Annotated in this window: 19 protein-coding genes; 7 read left to right on the top strand and 12 right to left on the bottom strand. The window is 41.6% G+C overall.

Annotated elements, in window-relative coordinates; all coding sequences use genetic code 11:
- Window positions 1–33: 33 nt before the first annotated feature.
- The 3 genes from GW828_RS01415 to GW828_RS01405 all read right to left on the bottom strand — a co-directional run bounded on the left by GW828_RS01415 (window position 34) and on the right by GW828_RS01405 (window position 1,965).
- A complete protein-coding gene (locus tag GW828_RS01415; protein ID WP_124015846.1) occupies window positions 34–471 on the bottom strand; it encodes an acyl-CoA thioesterase in 438 nt (145 codons plus the stop codon).
- A gap of 233 nt (window positions 472–704) precedes the next feature.
- Window positions 705–1,244, bottom strand: coding sequence for a SixA phosphatase family protein (locus tag GW828_RS01410; RefSeq protein ID WP_273057080.1), 540 nt, complete (start codon window positions 1,242–1,244; stop codon window positions 705–707).
- Window positions 1,245–1,248: 4 nt separating this feature from the next.
- Window positions 1,249–1,965 carry an SIMPL domain-containing protein gene (locus tag GW828_RS01405; protein ID WP_273057083.1) on the bottom strand — a complete coding sequence of 239 codons (717 nt, stop codon included), beginning with the start codon at window positions 1,963–1,965 and terminating at the stop codon, window positions 1,249–1,251.
- Between the two features lie 361 nt (window positions 1,966–2,326).
- Here GW828_RS01405 and GW828_RS01400 point away from each other — a divergent pair, with 361 nt between their 5' ends.
- Complete coding sequence (locus GW828_RS01400) at window positions 2,327–3,550, top strand: HD-GYP domain-containing protein (protein WP_273057085.1); 1,224 nt, start codon at window positions 2,327–2,329, stop codon at window positions 3,548–3,550.
- 101 nt (window positions 3,551–3,651) lie between these two features.
- Here the strand turns inward: GW828_RS01400 and GW828_RS01395 are convergent, their stop codons facing one another.
- Both GW828_RS01395 and ppsR read right to left on the bottom strand, forming a co-directional pair.
- Window positions 3,652–4,716: a 3-deoxy-7-phosphoheptulonate synthase gene (locus GW828_RS01395; protein ID WP_124015850.1), complete on the bottom strand. Its 1,065-nt coding sequence runs from the start codon at window positions 4,714–4,716 to the stop codon at window positions 3,652–3,654.
- A gap of 194 nt (window positions 4,717–4,910) precedes the next feature.
- Window positions 4,911–5,723 (bottom strand): posphoenolpyruvate synthetase regulatory kinase/phosphorylase PpsR, encoded by an 813-nt coding sequence (gene ppsR, locus GW828_RS01390; RefSeq protein ID WP_124015851.1) that lies wholly within the window; start codon window positions 5,721–5,723, stop codon window positions 4,911–4,913.
- A 126-nt stretch (window positions 5,724–5,849) separates the two neighbouring features.
- Here ppsR and ppsA point away from each other — a divergent pair, with 126 nt between their 5' ends.
- From ppsA to GW828_RS01365, 5 genes are all read left to right on the top strand, one after another.
- Window positions 5,850–8,219 (top strand): phosphoenolpyruvate synthase, encoded by a 2,370-nt coding sequence (gene ppsA, locus GW828_RS01385; RefSeq protein ID WP_124016001.1) that lies wholly within the window; start codon window positions 5,850–5,852, stop codon window positions 8,217–8,219.
- Window positions 8,220–8,348: 129 nt separating this feature from the next.
- On the top strand, window positions 8,349–11,396 hold the full coding sequence (gene ydiJ, locus GW828_RS01380; protein ID WP_273057374.1) for a D-2-hydroxyglutarate dehydrogenase YdiJ: 3,048 nt from the start codon (window positions 8,349–8,351) through the stop codon (window positions 11,394–11,396).
- Window positions 11,397–11,409: 13 nt separating this feature from the next.
- The gene (locus GW828_RS01375) at window positions 11,410–11,868 is read left to right on the top strand and encodes a DUF1285 domain-containing protein (RefSeq protein WP_273057087.1); all 459 of its coding nucleotides are present in this window, start codon (window positions 11,410–11,412) and stop codon (window positions 11,866–11,868) included.
- A 120-nt stretch (window positions 11,869–11,988) separates the two neighbouring features.
- On the top strand, window positions 11,989–12,408 hold the full coding sequence (locus GW828_RS01370) for a MarR family winged helix-turn-helix transcriptional regulator (protein ID WP_124015853.1): 420 nt from the start codon (window positions 11,989–11,991) through the stop codon (window positions 12,406–12,408).
- 217 nt (window positions 12,409–12,625) lie between these two features.
- Window positions 12,626–13,030 (top strand): NUDIX hydrolase, encoded by a 405-nt coding sequence (locus GW828_RS01365; protein ID WP_273057090.1) that lies wholly within the window; start codon window positions 12,626–12,628, stop codon window positions 13,028–13,030.
- A gap of 66 nt (window positions 13,031–13,096) precedes the next feature.
- Here the strand turns inward: GW828_RS01365 and GW828_RS01360 are convergent, their stop codons facing one another.
- From GW828_RS01360 to GW828_RS01345, 4 genes are read right to left on the bottom strand one after another with little or no spacing between them, the layout of a single operon-like run.
- Complete coding sequence (locus GW828_RS01360) at window positions 13,097–13,498, bottom strand: CBS domain-containing protein (RefSeq protein WP_124015855.1); 402 nt, start codon at window positions 13,496–13,498, stop codon at window positions 13,097–13,099.
- Entirely contained in the window at window positions 13,495–13,845 is a 351-nt protein-coding gene (locus GW828_RS01355; RefSeq protein WP_124015856.1) for a P-II family nitrogen regulator, read from the bottom strand. The genes GW828_RS01360 and GW828_RS01355 overlap by 4 nt, the downstream gene beginning before the upstream one ends.
- Window positions 13,846–13,848: 3 nt before the next feature.
- Window positions 13,849–14,601 (bottom strand): DUF1538 domain-containing protein, encoded by a 753-nt coding sequence (locus tag GW828_RS01350; RefSeq protein WP_182722832.1) that lies wholly within the window; start codon window positions 14,599–14,601, stop codon window positions 13,849–13,851.
- 45 nt (window positions 14,602–14,646) lie between these two features.
- Window positions 14,647–15,384: a DUF1538 domain-containing protein gene (locus GW828_RS01345; RefSeq protein ID WP_124015857.1), complete on the bottom strand. Its 738-nt coding sequence runs from the start codon at window positions 15,382–15,384 to the stop codon at window positions 14,647–14,649.
- Window positions 15,385–15,636: 252 nt separating this feature from the next.
- Between GW828_RS01345 and GW828_RS01340 the strand changes: the two genes are divergently transcribed.
- The gene (locus tag GW828_RS01340) at window positions 15,637–16,743 is read left to right on the top strand and encodes an energy transducer TonB (protein ID WP_273057094.1); all 1,107 of its coding nucleotides are present in this window, start codon (window positions 15,637–15,639) and stop codon (window positions 16,741–16,743) included.
- A 46-nt stretch (window positions 16,744–16,789) separates the two neighbouring features.
- Here the strand turns inward: GW828_RS01340 and GW828_RS01335 are convergent, their stop codons facing one another.
- From GW828_RS01335 to olsF, 3 genes are all read right to left on the bottom strand, one after another.
- Window positions 16,790–17,134 (bottom strand): hypothetical protein, encoded by a 345-nt coding sequence (locus tag GW828_RS01335; RefSeq protein WP_124015859.1) that lies wholly within the window; start codon window positions 17,132–17,134, stop codon window positions 16,790–16,792.
- Window positions 17,135–17,505: 371 nt separating this feature from the next.
- Window positions 17,506–17,964, bottom strand: a complete 459-nt coding sequence (locus GW828_RS01330) for a CBS domain-containing protein (RefSeq protein ID WP_182697138.1) — start codon at window positions 17,962–17,964, stop codon at window positions 17,506–17,508.
- A gap of 104 nt (window positions 17,965–18,068) precedes the next feature.
- Window positions 18,069–19,808, bottom strand: a complete 1,740-nt coding sequence (gene olsF / locus GW828_RS01325; RefSeq protein ID WP_273057096.1) for a bifunctional ornithine lipid synthase OlsF — start codon at window positions 19,806–19,808, stop codon at window positions 18,069–18,071.
- Between the last annotated feature and the right edge of the window lie 12 nt (window positions 19,809–19,820).

The following is a 19,820-nucleotide window of genomic DNA, read 5'->3' as shown; positions in this document are numbered from 1 at the left end:
GCCATCTATCTGACTGCATTTACTGGGGCGTTATTAATTATGTGGCCACACTTGGGTCGGGTTGCGATTTTCATCTACCGCAACAAAAGTAAACACGCCACGTATTGCATGTTCCCTATGATCGCGGTACATATCTTCAACATAAATATTCACTTCAACTTTTAGCGATGTGTTACCAACATGGATCACATTTGCAATCAGCTCAGCCAAGCTGCCAGCGGGTATCGCTTTTTTGAAATCAATCCGATCAGAACTCACGGTTACTAATGATTTACGACAAAAACGTGTAGCGGCAATAAATGCTGTTTCATCCATCCAGGCTAATGCATCACCACCAAATAAGGTGTTATGGTGATTAGTATTAGATGGGAAAATTGCCTTAATAACGCGGGCTTCTGATTGAGCAATACGTGCTGCAATGTCATCAGGGAAATGGTTTTGAGTTTGTGCTGGGTTTTGAGCAAGGGACATACAACGACCTAATGTTATGCGGTTCAATAAAGAATTAAGCGAAAAAGCCGCGCATTGTACTGTATTGAGCGTATTCGTGTCGATGTTGTGGTGCTTATTTGTCGATAAGGCCTCACGATTGTGCAACCTTATGGACAATATGTTGTTTAATAGTAACAACTGAATTATTTGATTAACCTAATGTGCTTAAATGCAGTTGTCGATTGAGTTGATGTCTATTCTGCACAGGCTAATTAATAACGAAGCAATACCGTTGATACTATTTGTTTGTTGGCATTTAGGGTCACAATATATAAACGATCAAATTCACTGGCGTCATCAATCGGTATTTGTTGCTTTGCCCCGAGTTTTTCAACTAAATCTGTCGAAGTATTACTGTGGCCTACCACTAAAATATTACCCTGTTCGGCTAATAACTGCTGGGCAAAGTTTGCCATATGTTGAGGATCATAAACACTCAGCTCCAGGTGTTGATCTTGAGCGACTTGCTTGGCTGTTTCACGGGTACGATTATAATCAGTGGTGTAGACTTTTTGTAAAGGGGTCGCCGATAACACTGTTGCTAAACGTAAGGCTCGTAATTGTCCTTGGGCAGATAAACTGGGATTTTTACCAGCATTTTTTTCTGCATGCCTAACGATAAAGATAACGTGATTACTTGTGGCCCCTTTATGGTTAACATCAACTGATGTCGATTCTGGCGACTGTGCCATTATCGATATGCTCATCAAGCTCATCAAACCAATCAGTATGCTGGTGATTATCTGTTTCAAGTGGTTAATCCGCTAAGTAATATTCGATGGTTGATACCACACGCACTTGCTTAATGTAGGGCGTATTCTTATCTCTGTTATTGATACTGAATTGCCCTTGAGTGGCCTTTTTAATTTTTCCTAATCGGCTTTGAGAATCTTTAGCAAATTTTTCGGCCACTGAGCGGGCATTAGTGGTCGATTCTTCAATCATTTTTGGCTTAACGTCATTTAATCGGCTGAAAATATACTCGACTTGGGCATCATAGTTATTCTGCGAAAATACAATGCCTGTTTTCCCCAGCTCAGTTAATTGCGGCATGACACCACGCACTTTATCGATGTCATTAGAATAAACCGTAATGGTTTGTGTCGCGGTATAGCGCAATTCTATTGGTTGATTACCACCATATTGTTGCGCCAATTTATCGGTAATTGTCGGCGCTGTGAGGGTAATTTCTTTTGGGTCGATATGTTGCTCAGTTAAAAAACTGACCACTTGGTTGTTTTGTGCTTCCAGCTGTTTATACAGTTCATCGAGATTATTATTGGCCGCAGTAAATTGGATAGGCCAGATGACAATGTCAGCAGGATATTCATTTTCTGCTAAGCCTTTAACTGTGACACTGCGCTCAAGTAATTTGTATTCAACAATGGCTTGTTTGAGTAACAGACCCAAAGCACCAAAGCCCAGCGCAATGAATATTCCAAAAACAGCAGCACTACGAGACGAACTTTGCATAACAACATCCTTATTAATAGGTATCAGTGTGGCTCGACGAAGGTGACTCTTTGTTGCAGAGAATGAATAGAAGTACTTCATTATCATATAAGGGCATCATTATGGTCAAATAAGGCACTATCAACAATCATCGTCATTCCAATGAAGGGCGATCATAATCGAATATGGACTCAATATTGGTTTTATGGATTATTTTTAATCCTATTTTTTGCGTATTGTCAGTGTTGCAACAATACTTACAAGCGCAAATAACACAATTGCTATATTGCCTTTATCACTTGGATAACGTTTTAAGCTATTCAATTTACTATATTAAAAAAACTCAATGCTGTGAGCACAACCTCGCATTAAAGGAATTAATATGTCTTCTCGGTTAACCGCACAGCTTATTCTTCATGGGTTTGATGATTCATTACCAGCATGGCGTCGAGTGATTTTTCAACGATTATTTAGCATATTAGCTTTATTGTGTATTCCGGTTTACATCACCAGTGTCTATTTGTGCGTCGTTAAAAACTTATGGGGCATGGCAATATTTGATACTCTGGCTTATGGAATATTGTTATTCATTTTGTTTTATCCTCGCATTACTGATAGGCAAAAATTTATCGTAGGATGTTACCTTGCATTTGGTATCGGTATTGGTTTTGTCATTGCTATCGGCCCCTCTGGCGCGGGCTTTTTTTGGCTATTTGCTTTCCCTCCACTGTGCAGCATTTTGCTCGGCGAAAAAATGGCGCTATGGGCTCAAGTTGTCAACGCGATATCGCTATTACTAATCGGTATCGCCTATCAATACCAACTAGTTCATTGGCCTGATGTGAGTGGCTTTTCAATCTTGATCTGGTATGTGGTAGCGATTAACTTTTTAGTGACTAATGCCATTGTGACTCAGTCTATATCTTATTTGTTGGGTAAATTAACGCATTCGTTAGCATCTACTTTGGCCTCACGTAAAGCCACTGTGATGGGATTAGCTAAGTTAGCTGAGTACCGTGATAATGAAACGGGGGCGCATTTAATCAGAATGCAGCAGTATGCCAATATGCTGGCAAAACAACGATTAACTGATGAGCATGTTCCACAAGAATTAACCGAAGCTTTTATTCAAGAAATAAGCCTTTCAGCCATTTTGCATGATATAGGTAAAGTGGGTATTGCCGATCATATCTTATTAAAACCTGGACGCTTAACGGCAGAAGAGTTCGAGCAAATTAAGGCGCATCCAGTGATCGGTGAAAAAGTACTGAATAGTCTATTAGCCTATGCCCCAGAATGTTCATTTATTCGGATGGGGCGCGACATTGCCGGAGCTCACCATGAAAAGTGGGATGGCAGCGGCTATCCTAAGGGGTTAATCGGTGATGCCATTCCCTTGTCTGCGAGAATAGTGGCTCTGGTTGATGTATATGACGCATTAACATCACCACGCTGTTACAAGAGGCCGTTTAGCCATGAAGAAGCGATGACGCTTATTTTAGAAGGTAAAGGTAAGCATTTTGACCCTGAGTTAGTCGACAGCCTGATGATGATCAGTGAACAGTTTGCCGTATTGTCTAAAGCTTCTTTACTAGAACAAGAGTAATAGGATGGATTTAAGACTATAAATGGCAATGCCAGTCATAAATGACTGGCATTGGTAAACGTTCATCAAGCTGCTCAACTAGCGAATAAGTCAGTAAGGACTTATTGTGCGAGTAAGGCTTTACGCTCTCTTGATGCTTGAGCTAAATCACGTAACAGTTTTTCTGAATCAGCCCAATGTAAACAGGCATCGGTAATACTTTGACCATAAACTAAAGGTTCGCCTTTAACGACTTTTTGATTACCTTCAATCATAAAGCTTTCTGCCATAATACCAGCGATAGCTGTGCTACCACTGCGCAGTTGCGCTATGATGCTATCGGCAACATTTAACTGATTTTTATGCTGTTTTTCACTGTTGCCGTGGCTAAAGTCAACCACCATACGCTGAGTTACACCCACTTGTTCAAGTTGGGCGCGAGCCACTTCAATGTCCTCTGCACAATAGTTTGGTGTTTTCCCACCACGTAAAATAATATGCCCAAATGGATTGCCGTGAGTACGATATACCGCCATGGCGCCATCTTTATCCGGAGAATAAAAAATATGTGGAGCTTGGGCTGCGCGAACGGCGTCAACAGCGATATTAATGTTACCGTCGGTACCATTTTTAAAGCCCACAGGACAGGACAACGCAGACGCCATTTCACGGTGAATTTGGCTTTCGGTGGTACGTGCGCCAATAGCGCCCCAAGTGATTAAGTCAGCAATATATTGACCGTTTACCATGTCTAAAAATTCAGTGGCGATAGGCAGTTTTAATTCGGTGATCTGCTGCAATAGCTCACGCGCCAAGCGCAAGCCTTTGTTGGGGCTAAAGCTGCCGTCTAAATCAGGATCCGAAATTAATCCCTTCCAGCCAACAATAGTGCGAGGCTTTTCAAAATAGACCCGCATCAGAATGCATAAGTCATCTTTTAGTTCGTGGTGAAGTGCCGATAAGCGCTCGGCATATTCAAGTGCCGCTTTGGTATCGTGAATTGAACAAGGGCCAATAATGACTAATAAGCGTTGGTCTTCACCGGCAATAATGGCTTCAACTTCTCGGCGCTGTGCAACAAGATAGTCTGCAGCATCTTGAGTCAAAGGGTATTCTGATGCCAGTTGAGCGGGTGAAATGACTTTGCTTAAAAGGGTAGTTCGTAGTTCATCTGTTTTAATTGTCATGCATATTACCGAGAAATCGTGAGATGCATCAGCATCATATTACTCGGGATTATATACCCAAAGAAGTTCAAGATGCGAGGCTTAGCCTCGGATTCTCTGGCTGAATAAACAGATTGCTGTAAACGGCTTACCCGAATTAAGCGAGTCAGTCTGGGTTTGAAAGCCTATTTACAGCGTATTTTATTGTTTATAAATTAGAACATGTGACGTTCTAAACCGGTTATATCAATAATTTTTGTGGCAATTTCTTCAACCGAATGATTGGTGGTATTCACAAAGGGGATACGTTCTTTTTTATACATCATTTCCACTTCTTTCACTTCAAGCTTGCATTGTCTTAATGATGAGTAACGGCTGTTTTCCATTCGGCTTTGACGAATTTCATGCAAACGATGGGGGTCGATTGTTAAGCCAAATAATTTGGATTTATTGCGTTTTAATGCCTCAGGTAGCTGAAGGTTATCCATATCATCTTCAGTAAACGGGTAGTTTGCAGCCTTTATACCAAACTGCATCGACAGATATAAACTGGAGGGTGTTTTACCACAGCGAGATACGCCCAATAAAATGATATCGGCTTTATCCATGTGTTTCATGGTTTGGCCATCGTCGTTTTCCATTGTGTAGTTAATCGCATCTATACGAGTTTCGTAACCGTGGTTACTTTTACCATGAGTTCGATGCAATAAAGGCTTCGCTTGCACGCCCAAGTGTTGTTCTAATGGCGCGACAAAGGTATTCAAAAAGTCATAATCGACACATTCGCTTGAAAAAATCACATTGCGGATTTCCGGATTAATGATTGAGTGGAACACAAGTGGTCTTACACCTGTTGTAATAAAACAATCATTTATTTGTTGCTTCACTTTTTGTGCTTTCTGAATCGTTTCCACAAACGGAATCGTAAGTGCTTCAAATTCTATGGGAAATTGCGAAAGCACCGCATGCCCAAAAACCTCAGCTGTGATCGCGGTCCCATCTGAAATGTAGAATACTTTTGGTGTCATTCTGACCTCTTGTAGTAATAAAATTACAAATAAAATTATAGATTTACGCGTGTTGTATGGGAGTGTAAGATGCTATTGCCCTCGTGTGAAGTGGCCACTGAAATAAAAACTTGCGGAGATAAAACTGTGCAGCAATACGTACTCTGGTATCAAGAATTAGGCATGGGTGATGTAAACAAGGTTGGCGGTAAAAACGCATCCCTTGGTGAGATGATCAGCAATCTGGCTAATGCAGGGGTTCAAGTTCCTGGCGGTTTTGCAACGACCTCTCATGCGTTCAATGAGTTCCTTGAACAAAGTGGAGTTAACCAGAAAATTTTTGACATTCTGGCGACATTGGATGTTGATGATGTCAATGAACTGGCAAAAGTAGGTGCCCAGATCAGACAATGGGTTATTGAAACCCCATTTCAACCCGCATTAGAAGACGCGATTCGCGAAGCTTACGAGCAATTGTCGAGCGAAACGAAAGAAGCATCATTTGCTGTGCGTTCTTCAGCCACTGCTGAAGATATGCCTGATGCATCTTTTGCTGGTCAACAAGAAACTTTCCTCAACGTTAAAGGGTTCGATGCTGTCATGCTGGCAATTAAGCATGTATACGCATCACTGTTTAACGACCGTGCAATTTCTTACCGTGTCCACCAAGGTTATGAACATCAAGGTGTCGCTTTATCTGCTGGCGTACAACGTATGGTCCGTTCAGACAAAGCCGCATCTGGGGTGATGTTCACTATGGACACTGAGTCAGGTAATAATGACGTCGTATTTATCACTTCATCTTTTGGTTTAGGTGAAATGGTTGTACAAGGTGCTGTTAACCCTGATGAATTCTATGTGCACAAACCTATTTTAGCGCAAGGCCATCAGGCTGTTGTGCGTCGTAACATCGGCAGTAAGTTGATTCAGATGGTTTACTCTGATGATGCCGGCCATGGTAAGCAAGTTAAAATTGAAGACGTTGCTGCAGAGCAACGTCGTGTATTCTCGATTAATGATGAAGAAGTCATGGAGCTTGCTAAGCAAGCCATGGTGATTGAAAAGCATTATGGTCGTGCAATGGATATCGAATGGGCCAAAGACGGTAACGACGGAAAGTTATATATTGTCCAAGCTCGTCCAGAAACCGTTCGTAGCCGTGAAGATGTGCAGTTAATTGAACGTTATCACTTAAAAACCAAAGGTGAGGTGATCTGTGAAGGTCGTGCTATTGGCCATAAGATTGGTACTGGTGTCGCCAAGGTATTAACCTCTATTGACCAGATGGATCAAATTGAGCCAGGTGATGTGTTAGTGACTGACATGACAGACCCAGATTGGGAACCTATCATGAAACGTGCTAGTGCGATTGTAACCAACCGTGGTGGCCGTACTTGCCATGCTGCGATTATTGCACGTGAACTAGGTGTTCCTGCTGTTGTAGGTTGTGGTGATGTGACTGACCGCATTAAGACTGGCGACATAGTTACCGTATCTTGTGCTGAAGGTGATACTGGCTTAATTTTCTCGGGTAAACAAGAGTTTGAAATCGTCACTAACCGTGTTGATACCTTACCGCCTTTACCAATGAAAATTATGATGAACGTGGGTAACCCTGATCGTGCATTTGACTTTGCTCGTTTACCTAACGAAGGTGTGGGTTTAGCGCGTTTAGAGTTTATCATTAACCGCATGATTGGTATCCATCCTAAAGCGTTGCTTGACTTCAATGGCCAAACTGCTGAGCTACAGACCGAAATTAATGAAATGATCGCTGGGTATGACTCGCCAGTTGAGTTTTATGTTGCGCGTCTAGTTGAAGGTATCGCGACTATCGCATCGGCTTTTTATCCGAAGAAAGTTATCGTACGTATGTCAGACTTTAAGTCTAACGAGTATGCAAACTTAGTCGGTGGTGATCGTTACGAGCCAGATGAAGAAAATCCAATGTTGGGCTTCCGTGGTGCGAGCCGTTATATTTCTGAATCATTCCGCGATTGTTTCGCGCTCGAATGTGAAGCGATTAAACGTGTTCGTAATCAAATGGGCTTAACCAATGTTGAAGTGATGATCCCGTTTGTGCGTACCGTAAACGAAGCATCTCAAGTTATTGAGTTACTAAAAGAACAAGGCTTAGAGCGCGGTAAAGATGGCTTACGCGTTATCATGATGTGTGAACTACCATCAAACGCCTTGCTAGCTGATCAGTTCCTTGAGCATTTTGATGGTTTTTCTATCGGTTCAAACGATTTAACTCAGTTAACATTAGGGCTTGATCGTGACTCAGGAATCATCAGTCACTTGTTTGATGAGCGTAATGATGCGGTTAAAGCATTATTAGCCATGGCGATTAAAGCGGCTAAAGCGAAAGGTGCTTACGTCGGTATTTGTGGTCAAGGTCCTTCAGACCATTCTGATTTTGCTGCATGGTTAGTTGAGCAAGGTATTGATTCTGTATCGCTTAATCCTGATACCGTTATCGATACTTGGTTATATTTAGCTGAAGCTCATGGCTAAATTATGCTAAAATTGCTGGTGGATTGTCTGCCTAACATGCAATTTTATCAAGTTGTTAGAAAAGCCGCTTTTTAGCGGCTTTTTTTTGTTTATAATGGCTGCAATATGCCAATAAATAATAAGTCCTCTATGTTACCTTTACTATCACATAAACAAACATTAGAACCTATCTATCTTGAGTATCTTGACGCGCTGGAGCAAAGCGAGTTTGAAGGTGAAATAGACAAGCGCTACAGTGCGCGGCTTATTCAGGCAACCGATAATTCTGTGTATCAATTTTTGCCACAAGCGGTGATTTATCCTTTACATCAACAAGATGTCGAGTTGGTATTATCGTTAGCGGCGCAACCTCAATACAAAGCTGTGACTTTCAGTGCGCGCGGCGGTGGAACGGGAACTAATGGCCAGTCATTAACCCACGGCTTGATTTTAGATGTGTCGCGGCACATGAACCAAGTACTCGAGATTAATGTCAAAGAGGGTTGGGCTAGGGTACAAGCAGGCGTAGTCAAAGATGCGTTGAATGATGCTTTGCGCCCGCACGGCTTCTTTTTTAGTCCAGATTTATCTACGTCAAACCGCGCGACAGTTGGCGGCATGGTTAACACCGATGCCTCTGGTGCGGGGTCACTGGTTTACGGTAAAACATCGGATCATGTGTTAGGACTGACCAGTGTTCTCATTGATGGCAGTGTACTCACTACTACGCCGATAGATCATGACAAAGTTGATCAACACCCTTTTGCTGCTAATCAACTTGGCAATGCCATTGCTAGCCAAGTAGCAGCTTTATGCTTACAAAAACGTGACACCATTATTGAACGTTTCCCTAAATTGAACCGATTTTTAACTGGTTATGATTTAAAGCACGTGTGGAATGACGACCTAAGCCAGTTTGATTTATCGCGCATTTTAGCTGGCTCCGAAGGGACGCTGGCGGTGATCACCGAAACCAAGCTGAATCTAACGCCATTACCGAAAACGCGCATGATGGTGAATATTAAGTATGACTCCTTTGAGTCAGCGTTACGTCATGCCCCATCATTAGTTAAAGCCAGTGCCACAGTTGTTGAGACTGTTGATTCCAAGGTACTTAACCTTGCTCGCGAAGACATTATTTGGCACTCGGTGGCCGATCACATTAAAGCCGTACCGAATAAGATCATCGAAGGTCTTAACATGGTTGAATTTGCTGGTGAAGATGATGAAGTTAAACATAAAGTTGCCCTATTAGAAGAAATGCTCAGCGGACAACTCAGTCAACCTCAGTTTGGTTTAGTCGGTTTTCAAATCATTACCGACAGAAGTGATATTGACAGTATTTACGCGATGCGTAAAAAAGCCGTTGGCTTATTAGGTGCCACCAAAGGCACTCGTAAGCCGCTAGCCTTTGCTGAAGATACCGCTGTGCCACCAGAACACTTAGCCGACTATATTATGGAGTTTCGGGCACTGCTTGATAGCCATAATTTGCAGTACGGCATGTTTGGTCATGTCGATGCAGGCGTACTTCATGTGCGTCCGGCGCTTGATATGTGCGATGTCGCCGATGAACAATTACTCAAAGTGATATCTGATCAAGTGGCTGCATTAACGCTAAAATATGGCGGTTTAATGTGGGGCGAACACGGAAAAGGGGTTCGCGGTGAATATGGCCCCGCGGTGTTTGGCGAAGAACTCTACGGAGTACTTGAACAGATTAAAGGATTATTTGACCCTGACAATCGCTTAAACCCTGGTAAATTAGTCGCGCCACCTCAATCTGGCCCACTACTGTTTAATGTTGACAGTGCCAAACGTGGCAGTTTCGATAGACAAATCCCAGTGCAAGTGCGTAATGCTTTTCCTGACGTGATGAACTGTAATGGTAATGGATTGTGTTTTAACTACAGCAGCTATTCGCCTATGTGTCCGTCGTTTAAGGTCACTGGTGATCGAGTACAATCACCAAAAGGGCGTGCCGGGTTAATGCGTGAATGGTTACGTTTGCTTGAAGCTGAAGGCGTTGATGTTGACGCGCTGGCAAAGTCGAAGCCACTTGGCTGGATGCAACGTACTCAAAATACCTTAAATAACCAACGTGATTATGACTACTCGCACGAAGTCATGGAATCTCTTAAAGGCTGTTTAGCCTGTAAAGCTTGTTCAGGTCAGTGTCCGGTTAAGGTCGATGTACCAAAGTTTAGGGCGCAGTTTTTCAATATTTACTACAAACGTTATTTGCGTCCGGCTAAAGATTATCTGGTTGCAGGTATCGAAGATTCATTGCCGTTAATGGCTGCTATGCCTAAATTGACTAATTTAGCTTCGCAAAATCCGTTGAGTAAATGGGTGATTAAAAAAGCGATTGGGTATGTTGATGCCCCCAAACTATCTGTGCCGACACTTAAACAGCGTTTAGACGGGCATTCTAGTCGTGGTTATGATTTGGATTCTTTGTACACCATCCCAGAAGACCAGCGCAATCAGTATGTGCTAGTTGTACAAGACCCGTTTAACAGCTTTTATGATGCTGACTTAGTTTATCGCTTTATTCAATTAATCGAAAAGCTCGGCTTTAAGCCGGTTTTACTGCCATTTAAACCCAATGGTAAACCGACCCATATAAAAGGCTTTTTAGACAAGTTTGCCAAAACAGCGCAAAACAGTGCTGATTTCTTAAACCGTGTACATGCCCTTGGTATGCCGATGGTCGGCTTAGACCCTGCTTTGGTATTGTGTTATCGCGATGAGTATAAAGAAGCCCTCGGCATGCGCCGTGGTCCCTTTGAGGTGCTATTAGCCAATGAATGGTTAATGGATGTTGTTGCAAATCGAAAAGAAGCGACAACGTTAGCCAATGATGCGCCACAATATACCTGGTTTAGTCATTGTACAGAATCTACCGCAAAGCCTAATACCGCTAATGAATGGAAAGCCATTTTTAGTCATTTTGGCGCAAACTTGAGCAGTGTTAATTTAGGCTGTTGTGGGATGGCTGGCACCTATGGCCATGAACTTGAAAACCTTGAACGCTCTGAAAAACTGTTTGAAATGTCTTGGCAACCTAGCATTGAAAAAATAGCTGAACAAAGTCAAGTTTTGGTGTCGGGCTATTCTTGTCGTAGTCAAGTTAAGCGCTTTGCAGGTTTTAAACCTCAGCACCCAATTGAAGCCTTGCTTAAGTTAATGGCATAAAGGTATCAGCATAATGACAGATGAAACAGCAGCATTAGCTTCGTTTACTCAGCCAGATGGAGTGGCGCTGTGCAATGATGATGCACTGTTTCACATCCAAGCTAATGGCGATTGGTTATATTTAGACAGTCCGTTGCCCGCAAAATTTGCGGCTTTATTCAGCAGTATTTTACATTGTATCGATGGCGAGTATTTCTTAATGACTCCGGTGGAGAAGGTGAGAGTCTCTGTTGAGACATATCCTTTACTGCTGGTGGACTATCAAGCTAATTCTGTTGCTGCTAATAATGTTAATGATAGTATTAAGCTGATATTTACCAATAGCATAGGTAAACAGCATTCTGTTGTTGATCGTGCTGATATCATAGTCACCGATAATGGTATATATGTACTATTAGTCCGCGGCTTGGTCGGGCAATTGAGTCGAGCCTGCTACTATCGTTATATTAATGAATATTTATCTTTTGACTAAAAGCGCTTTTTTTAACGTATAGAGATGGTAATGTAAACATGTTCAAGTGTGGTTAGCTGCTGTATAGGCCAATATGGTAATAGGGCCAAAACATCCCACTGACGATGTAGGAGGTTTCATTTGAAACGCTTTGAAAGTTTAAGTTACCTGATTTCTCATCTGAATATTGCTTTGCAGCAAGAAATCGATACGCGCTTAAAGCGCTACGATTTAGACAGTAAACTTTGGCCGGTATTGTTTACCTTGTGGCAAGAAGAGGGCTTAAGTCAAACTGAGCTTTCTAAACGTTGTGATGTGGCCAATTACACCATGACCCGTCTGCTCGACCATCTGCAAGTTCAGGGGTTTATTACCCGTCATCAAGAAGCAGACAACCGCCGTGCATTTCAAATATTTTTAACCGACAACGGTAAAGCGTTACAACAAGATTTACTTCACGAGGCTGCGTGGGTTAATGAACGATTTTTAGAAGCGCTGACAGATTCTGAGCAGCACGAGTTTATGCGTTTGTTGAATAAAGTGAATAAATTTAACCAATAACATATTGTTTTTGATTACTAAGACCATAGGGCTCCACCGAGGCAAAATGATGATTGTCAGTTTCTATCCTGCAATAGCTAAATGGCGAGCAACAAGGATCAACCAAGGTATTTTGCAACCCCCCATTTTTGTACATCATTTATCGCGATGATCATTTATTCATTTATTGAATGGAAGTTAGCCAGTAACCATATCTATTTCTAATGAGAAAACCATCATGGCTTTTAACGATTTATTTAGACTCAGTTCCCATGCGGTGATCACCAATGACGATGGACAAGTGCTGTTGTTAAAAGCCAATTATGGAAATAAACATTGGGGTTTACCCGGTGGTGGGCTTGATCCTAATGAAACCATACATCAGGCGCTGCAGCGTGAATGTATGGAAGAGCTGGGTTATGCTGTGACGATAAATTATCTCTCTGGGGTGTACTTTCACAGTGCTTATCAATCTCAAGCGTTTATCTTTCGTTGTGAGCTACCAGAGTCGGCTCAAATTATCTTAAGTGATGAACACAGTGAATATGCTTATTTCGCTGTTGCCGATCTATCTGCAGTGCAACAACAGCGAATCAATGAGTGTTTAGCTTTTAGTGGTGTGGTGACAAGTGCTGCCTTCTAATACCGCTAGGGCTCACAACAGTGGTTATCTTTATCGTCAATCAATTAACAATACATTGGCATAAGATTATGGGTTGAACATTCCTTTTAATACTATGTCATCGTAAGCGACAAAGCCTAAAATATTACCAGATTCAATCACTGGAGCTTTGTTTATATTGAAACGTTCAAATAAGCGTGCGGTATAGCGCACATCCATGTCTGCAGAAACAGCAAATACCGGTTTAATCATGATTTCATAAATGTTGGTGCGCTCAGGTGATTTGTCCCTGGCTAAAACTTTTCGGGCAATATCACTCATTAATACCATGCCATATTCGTCATGTTCATTGCGCTTATTGACCACTAAAATATTCACTTTTTTACTGACGGCAACTTCAATGGCTTCTGCTACCGTATGCATTCCATCGATCATAGCGTAATGGTTATTCATCACATCGCGATTGCGGGTCGGGATTGTGCTACTCATATTTGATCCTCAATGTCTTTACTTAGCTTTTCAACTTGATGCGCCACACCAACGGCATCTTCAACATCAATTTGAATCGCAATACCTTTACCAGAATTGGTGTCAAATTCACCTACTTTTGCAATAGTTTCTAGAATATGCCGACTCATGTGTTCTTCTACCAGCCATAAGATCACATCCCGCTGCACATCTAAGGTCAGTCCCATAAAGGTTTTCTTTTTTTCTAATCCTTCACCTCGGGCATGATTAATTACCGTAGCGCCAGTTGCGCCAGCGATACGCGCTGCATCGAGTACCTTGTCGGTACAGTCATCATCGACAAAGGCGACAATTAATTTAAAGCGCATAGGTTACTCCTTAATGGCTTTTCGTTTTGATAAGTAATCAACCACTTGGGCATAGCCCATCACAGTGATCATCGGAAATAAGCTGGCAAAGGCGATCAAACCAAACCCATCAATCAATGGATTACGCCCTTCAACATTAGTGGCAAGCCCAAGGCCTAATGCGGCGACAAGCGGGACAGTCACAGTAGAGGTTGTTACGCCTCCGGAGTCATAGGCTAATGGCACAATCATTTTAGGGGCGTAAAATGTTTGGATCACCACTACCACGTAGCCGGCCATAATGTAGTAATGAATGGGGTCGCCAACCACAATGCGAAAACAGCCTAAAGTGATGCCGATAGCGACTCCAAGTGCCACTGACATTCGCAAACCTTGAATGCCTATGGTGCCACCGGACACTTGGTTAGCTTTAATGGCCACAGCTATGAGTGAGGGCTCAGCAATTGTGGTACTAAAACCTATTGCTGCAGCAAATACATACACCCAAAAATAGTCTTGCCAAATGAACGGCGTATTATTACCGTCAGGATGTAAAAATGCGCTGGTGGTGAGTTGATTGGCCATGCTTTCACCAATAGGGAATAGCGCAAGTTGTAAGCCTACTAAGAAAAATGTTAGCCCAATAATGACATACACAAAGCCGAGTAGTACTTTGCGCCATTGGCTAACGGGACGTTTTAGTACGCCTAATTGAAAGCCAAACAAAATCACCGCAATGGGGATCACATCGCGAGCGGTCAGTAACAGAGTGGACATCAGTTCATTAAACAAATGTACGCCTTCTTCTTTTGATGATACTACTTAATTTAAAAATACCATGCCGTACAGCAATACAAAAATCATCGGACTAAGGCTAGCAAAAGCAATCAAACCAAAGCCATCAATCATCGGATTTCGGCCTTTAATGACGCTGGCTAAGCCAACGCCAAGTGCGGTGACTAACGGAACCGTAATGGTCGATGTGGTAACGCCGCCAGAGTCATAAGCAATACCTATGATATTAGCTGGAGCAAAGCTGGTAAGGATCATCACCAATACGTAACCGCCAATAATAAGGTAATGAATTGGCCAACCTTTAAGGATACGGATCACCCCCAGTAAAATCGCGAGCCCAACCGAAACGGCAACAGTTAACCTTAATCCCATGGAATATGAGCTCATTGCTTGTTCATTGGATTCTATGGCGCCAGCGTCAGCGGCAACCTGTGCGGCTTCGTTTGCCACGGCAGTCAGTGCTGGCTCTGCTAATGTGGTCCCAAAACCTAATGAGAAAGAGAAAATAATTAACCAAAATACACTGCCTTTTCGGGCCAGGGCTTCTGCAAGTGATTCGCCTATAGGAAATAAGCCCATTTCTAAACCAAAGACAAAAAAGGTCAAGCCTAATACAACAAACACTATCCCCACAAGAATAGAGCCAAGTTCTGCCGGTGCTTGATGAAGTACAAATAGTTCAAAAAAACTGACCACTAAGATAATCGGAATAAGATCTTTAAAACTGCTTAGCATGGCGTGGAGCAATTTCATGATGGCTGACATCTTGGCTCCTGTAGTTTTTGGTCATTATTAACATTGGTGCCGGTGTTATTATATGGGCCTATACCATCGTAGGCGGCGTCATTCAGTTTGCCAATTAAGAGAGATTAAACAACATATTGTTTACAAAAGTTTTCATTAAGTTGACGTGAGTCATAAAAATGATCCAAACTGTTTACGATATCGATAATGGCTCACATTGTGCAAAGAATGACAAAGGGCCAAGGATAAAAAATAAAAAGGATTTAGACAGTAATGAAAACACTTTTACGTATATCAATAGCCGCGGCGTTTGTGAGTCAGTTTGCTTATGCAGAACCTACCGATATAGATAGTTTTTCTCAAGCTTACCAGCAATACAATGTTTCTCTTGAAAGCCACAATAACCAAGATACGCTTAAATATGCGCAACAAGCCTATGAGTTAGGCCAAATCAAGTTTGGTCAAGATAGCTTTGATAGCGCTAAGTTAGCCATCAATTATGCAAATGCGTTAATGGTTGAACCAAAGAACAACAATCAGGGCCGTGTTATTGAAGATGAAGCGACACTTAAGGCGCATCAATTATTTACATCTGCATTAGCCGTATACCGTGAAAACGTGACGGATAATGGCATCGAGTTAATTGATCCTTTGGTTGGGTTAGCTGAATCGACAACAGATGATAAATACGCAAAAACGTTATTATTTGAAGCAATTGAGATTGCTGATAAAGCTGACAATCAGTTGACGGTTGCCGAAGTGAAACTCATCGCGTTTCATCGCTTATCACGCACCGAGTATTATACTCGTAAAGTGAGAGATTTTGCGTTTGATGCTTATGATATTTATAGCCGTAAATTACCAGAAGATGCCATAAAACGAGTTGATGCTACTTACCTAGCTGGTGCGTTATATGAAGCTATGGGTAAGCCAACTAAAGCTATCGACAATTTAGTTGAAGTTATCAAACAATATCAGGCATTGCCTTATAGTCATCCCTATGAGCTTCGTGCGCATGCCTTGTTAGTGAAACTGTATGAACAAAAAGGCCTTGGCGATAAAGCTACTGAGCATTGCGTTGCAATTGGTAAAATGACTCCATGGAATGACCAACAAGAACAAACCCCGTTATTTAGAAAACCACCTAATTACCCTCAATCATATGCCCAAAGAAGAAAATCTGGTTGGGTGAAAGTTGAGTTTACGGTTGATGCAAATGGCTTTGTTAAATCGCCGGAGATTATTGACTCTAAAGGTGGTGTCCAGTTTGAAAAAGAATCGATAGAAGCACTTAGCCAGTGGCGTTATGCACCTAAATTTGTTGATGGCAAGCCAACAGAAGCAAAGTCTACTGTCCAGCTTGAGTTCACTATAGGTTAATAGCTCAATCAGCTGGTTTTATACTAATCCCATTAGATATGTTTAGTTAACTCAGCCAATACACGCTCAACATGGCAATGCACAAGACAACAAAGCTAGTTTCAATCAGAAACTGGCTTTTTTGTAGCTGTTTTTTGCCTTGCTTTAAAATAGTAACGAGTTGGTTTTGTTTATAAATACGGCACGAGACTAATTCTGTCTGTGGATCAACAATTAATTGGAATCGGCATTTTTTACCATTATTAAGCAGCACGTCATGCATACTTTGTAGGCCAAAGTTGAATTTTCGTGACACGACTTTGCCGTTAATAAATACCCGCTCTAGTCCACACCAATTACTTGCTTGTAGCTCAATATTGTCTTGATTGAGATGGTAAGTAAACTTAATCATAATGCCGTCCTTATCACATGATACTCGCGAGCCCTGTGTACAATAAAAGCAGAGTAATGTGACATTTTCCAGCATATAAATATGAACAATTTACGAAATGTAGCTATCTAGTTGGCCAGCTTAATAATATTTATTTTTTACAGATTCGGTTGCAAAAATGGGTTTTATGTACACTCTAATATTAGCTATCTATGATGAATTAAGCGTGCCGGGAGTGGCACAATAAGCAATTAAGTTAGGGGTAAAAAAGCGACGACAAGCATAATTCAAACCGCAGCATTACGAGTAGTATATCTGGAGGGTTAATTAGATTTTGCTATCACGTTGATTGCTAAAATTAGTCATCGCTTCATCGAGATGGTCATCAGAATTTATCGAACGCAATAGGCATTTAATAGATCTTTCCAAGTAATAATACCGACAATGATGTTGTTTTCTAATACAGGTAAGCAGCCTATATCATTGTCTAGAATCATTTTAGTTGCTTGGTTAATATCGCAATGAGGGGCAATAGTGATCGGGTTGTGAGTCATGACTTGATGAACCCTTTTTTGCAGGGTTTCTGTGTCTCGAATGAGTTCAGCTGCAGTACCAATATTAGGACTAAGCGCCCGTAAAAAGTCCCGATGAGACAAGATGCCACTCAATTTCTCGTTATCAACCACGAGCAAATGGTGAAAGCTGACATTGTCGAAAATTTCTTTGGCAAGTACCAGCCGATCATCCATTTCTATGGTAACCACTCGAGTTGTCATGATGTCCGAGACACTGATACGGTTAGTCGTGCTATCTGATAATGTCTCTGTCAGCATTTCGGTAGAAGTTGTCATAAGCGATTCTCCACATATTTATTCTTTTATATCAGATAAATATCAGTGTAACAATCATTTAACGGCCAATGACAGTTGCTTACTCAGGTTAGTGCGCGATTTGCTCACGATGCAATTTTGTTTTCGGGTAAATGCCCCGCTAAATATTTTTGATATTTAATCGGTTTTAATTGATGGATATCGACTAACACTAAACCATCGATACAGTCACCAAACTCTGCATCAATACCAAAGTCTAAAAACTGAACGCCTTGGTTATCACACAGTTCACCATATTGCTTAAATAGTGTCGGTACTGATACAGCCATATTTGCAAGTGTCCGTTTGAGTATTTTAAAGTTTTCAGCATAGTCACTGCCATTAAATAGCTGGTGTAATTGATGCTGACGTTCGTCAGTGAATTGATATGAATTAAATGAGCGGGCTAAAACATCTTGAGTAGCAAATTGATGTTTATAAAAAAACACCAACATTTCTTTGGCTTGTACGGGTAAATTGTCGCTTAATGATACTGGACCAAAGAGGAAACGATACTGGGGATTGTTAATTAAAAATGCCCCAATACCTTGCCATAAATATTCTAAGCTACGACGCCCCCAATATTTAGGTTGCACAAAACTGCGTCCAAGCTCGAGTCCTTGGTCAAAATAGGGAGCAAACGCATCGTGGTATTCAAATAATGACTGACTATAGAGGCTATTTTTACCAATGGTTTCATGTAGCATTTTGGCACTGGCAAAACGGTAAGAGCCAACAATCTCTAACTCATCCTTGTCCCATAATACTAAATGGTAGTAATGATTATCATATTTGTCGGTATCACGTCGCTTACCTGTACCTTCGCCCACCGCTCTAAATGCAATTTCACGAAGCCTGCCAATCTCACGCATAATCGCACTGCTTTGACTATGCTTGTATAAATAGATTTGTTTGTTGTCTTGGGTCTGCCCCAGTAATTCACATTGTTGTAGCGCTTGTTGAAGCTCACTGCGTTTTTCTGGATGGGCAATGGCATTCTGAGTTATAAATAATGGGCTGCGATTTTTACCAATGCGGTATAAATGATTTTTAAGCAGTTTTACTTTGGTTTTAAGGGGGAAGTCTTGGCTGCCGACCACTTCCTTGGCAATTAATTGACCAATTCTCACCGGCATCACATGGTCCATCTGCTTAAACATTTCTTTAACCAGCAGCAAGGTGGCTAATGGTTTGTAGATCATTGATGCACCATAAAATGTGGCTGAGTTTTTTGCATCAACAAATATAGGTAAAAGCGGTGCATTACACGCGCGGGCCATTTTCAAAAAACCACTGTGCCAATGTAAGTCTGTTACGCCTGTAGGGCGCAAGCGTGATACTTCACCAGAGGGGAAAATTAACACCGCACCTTCGTTGTTAAGGTGATGATGGATTTCATTTAAGTGTTGTTTCGGCGTACCGCCAGTCATATTGCGTACTGGCAATAAAATTGAATGCAGTGGCTTAATGGCCATGAGTAATTCATTGGCAACGACTTTTATGTCTGGTCTAACTTGGCTAATTAATTTGATTAACGCTAATGCGTCTAACGAACCAATAGGGTGATTAGCATAGATCACCACACGACCTTCGATAGGAATATTTTCAATTTCGTTATTAGGGACACTGTAACTGAAATTTAAACATGCAAGAATTTGTTCAACAAAATCGACGCCGGATAAATGCGCGTGTTCATTGGCCATGTCGTTACACTGCTTTTCATGCAGTAAATAGCGCAACATTGCTCTTGTTGGCACGGCTAACCAAGGCTTGTTATGCACATTGGGCAGGTTTTTTTCTACTACATTATCGACAGAAAATATCATATTTTAGCCTTA

This window comes from Shewanella vesiculosa (assembly GCF_009994065.1).
In the GTDB taxonomy this organism is placed as follows: domain Bacteria; phylum Pseudomonadota; class Gammaproteobacteria; order Enterobacterales; family Shewanellaceae; genus Shewanella; species Shewanella vesiculosa.
The sequence above is the reverse complement of the archived record's forward strand: the minus strand, read 5'-3'. Positions and strand labels throughout refer to the sequence as shown.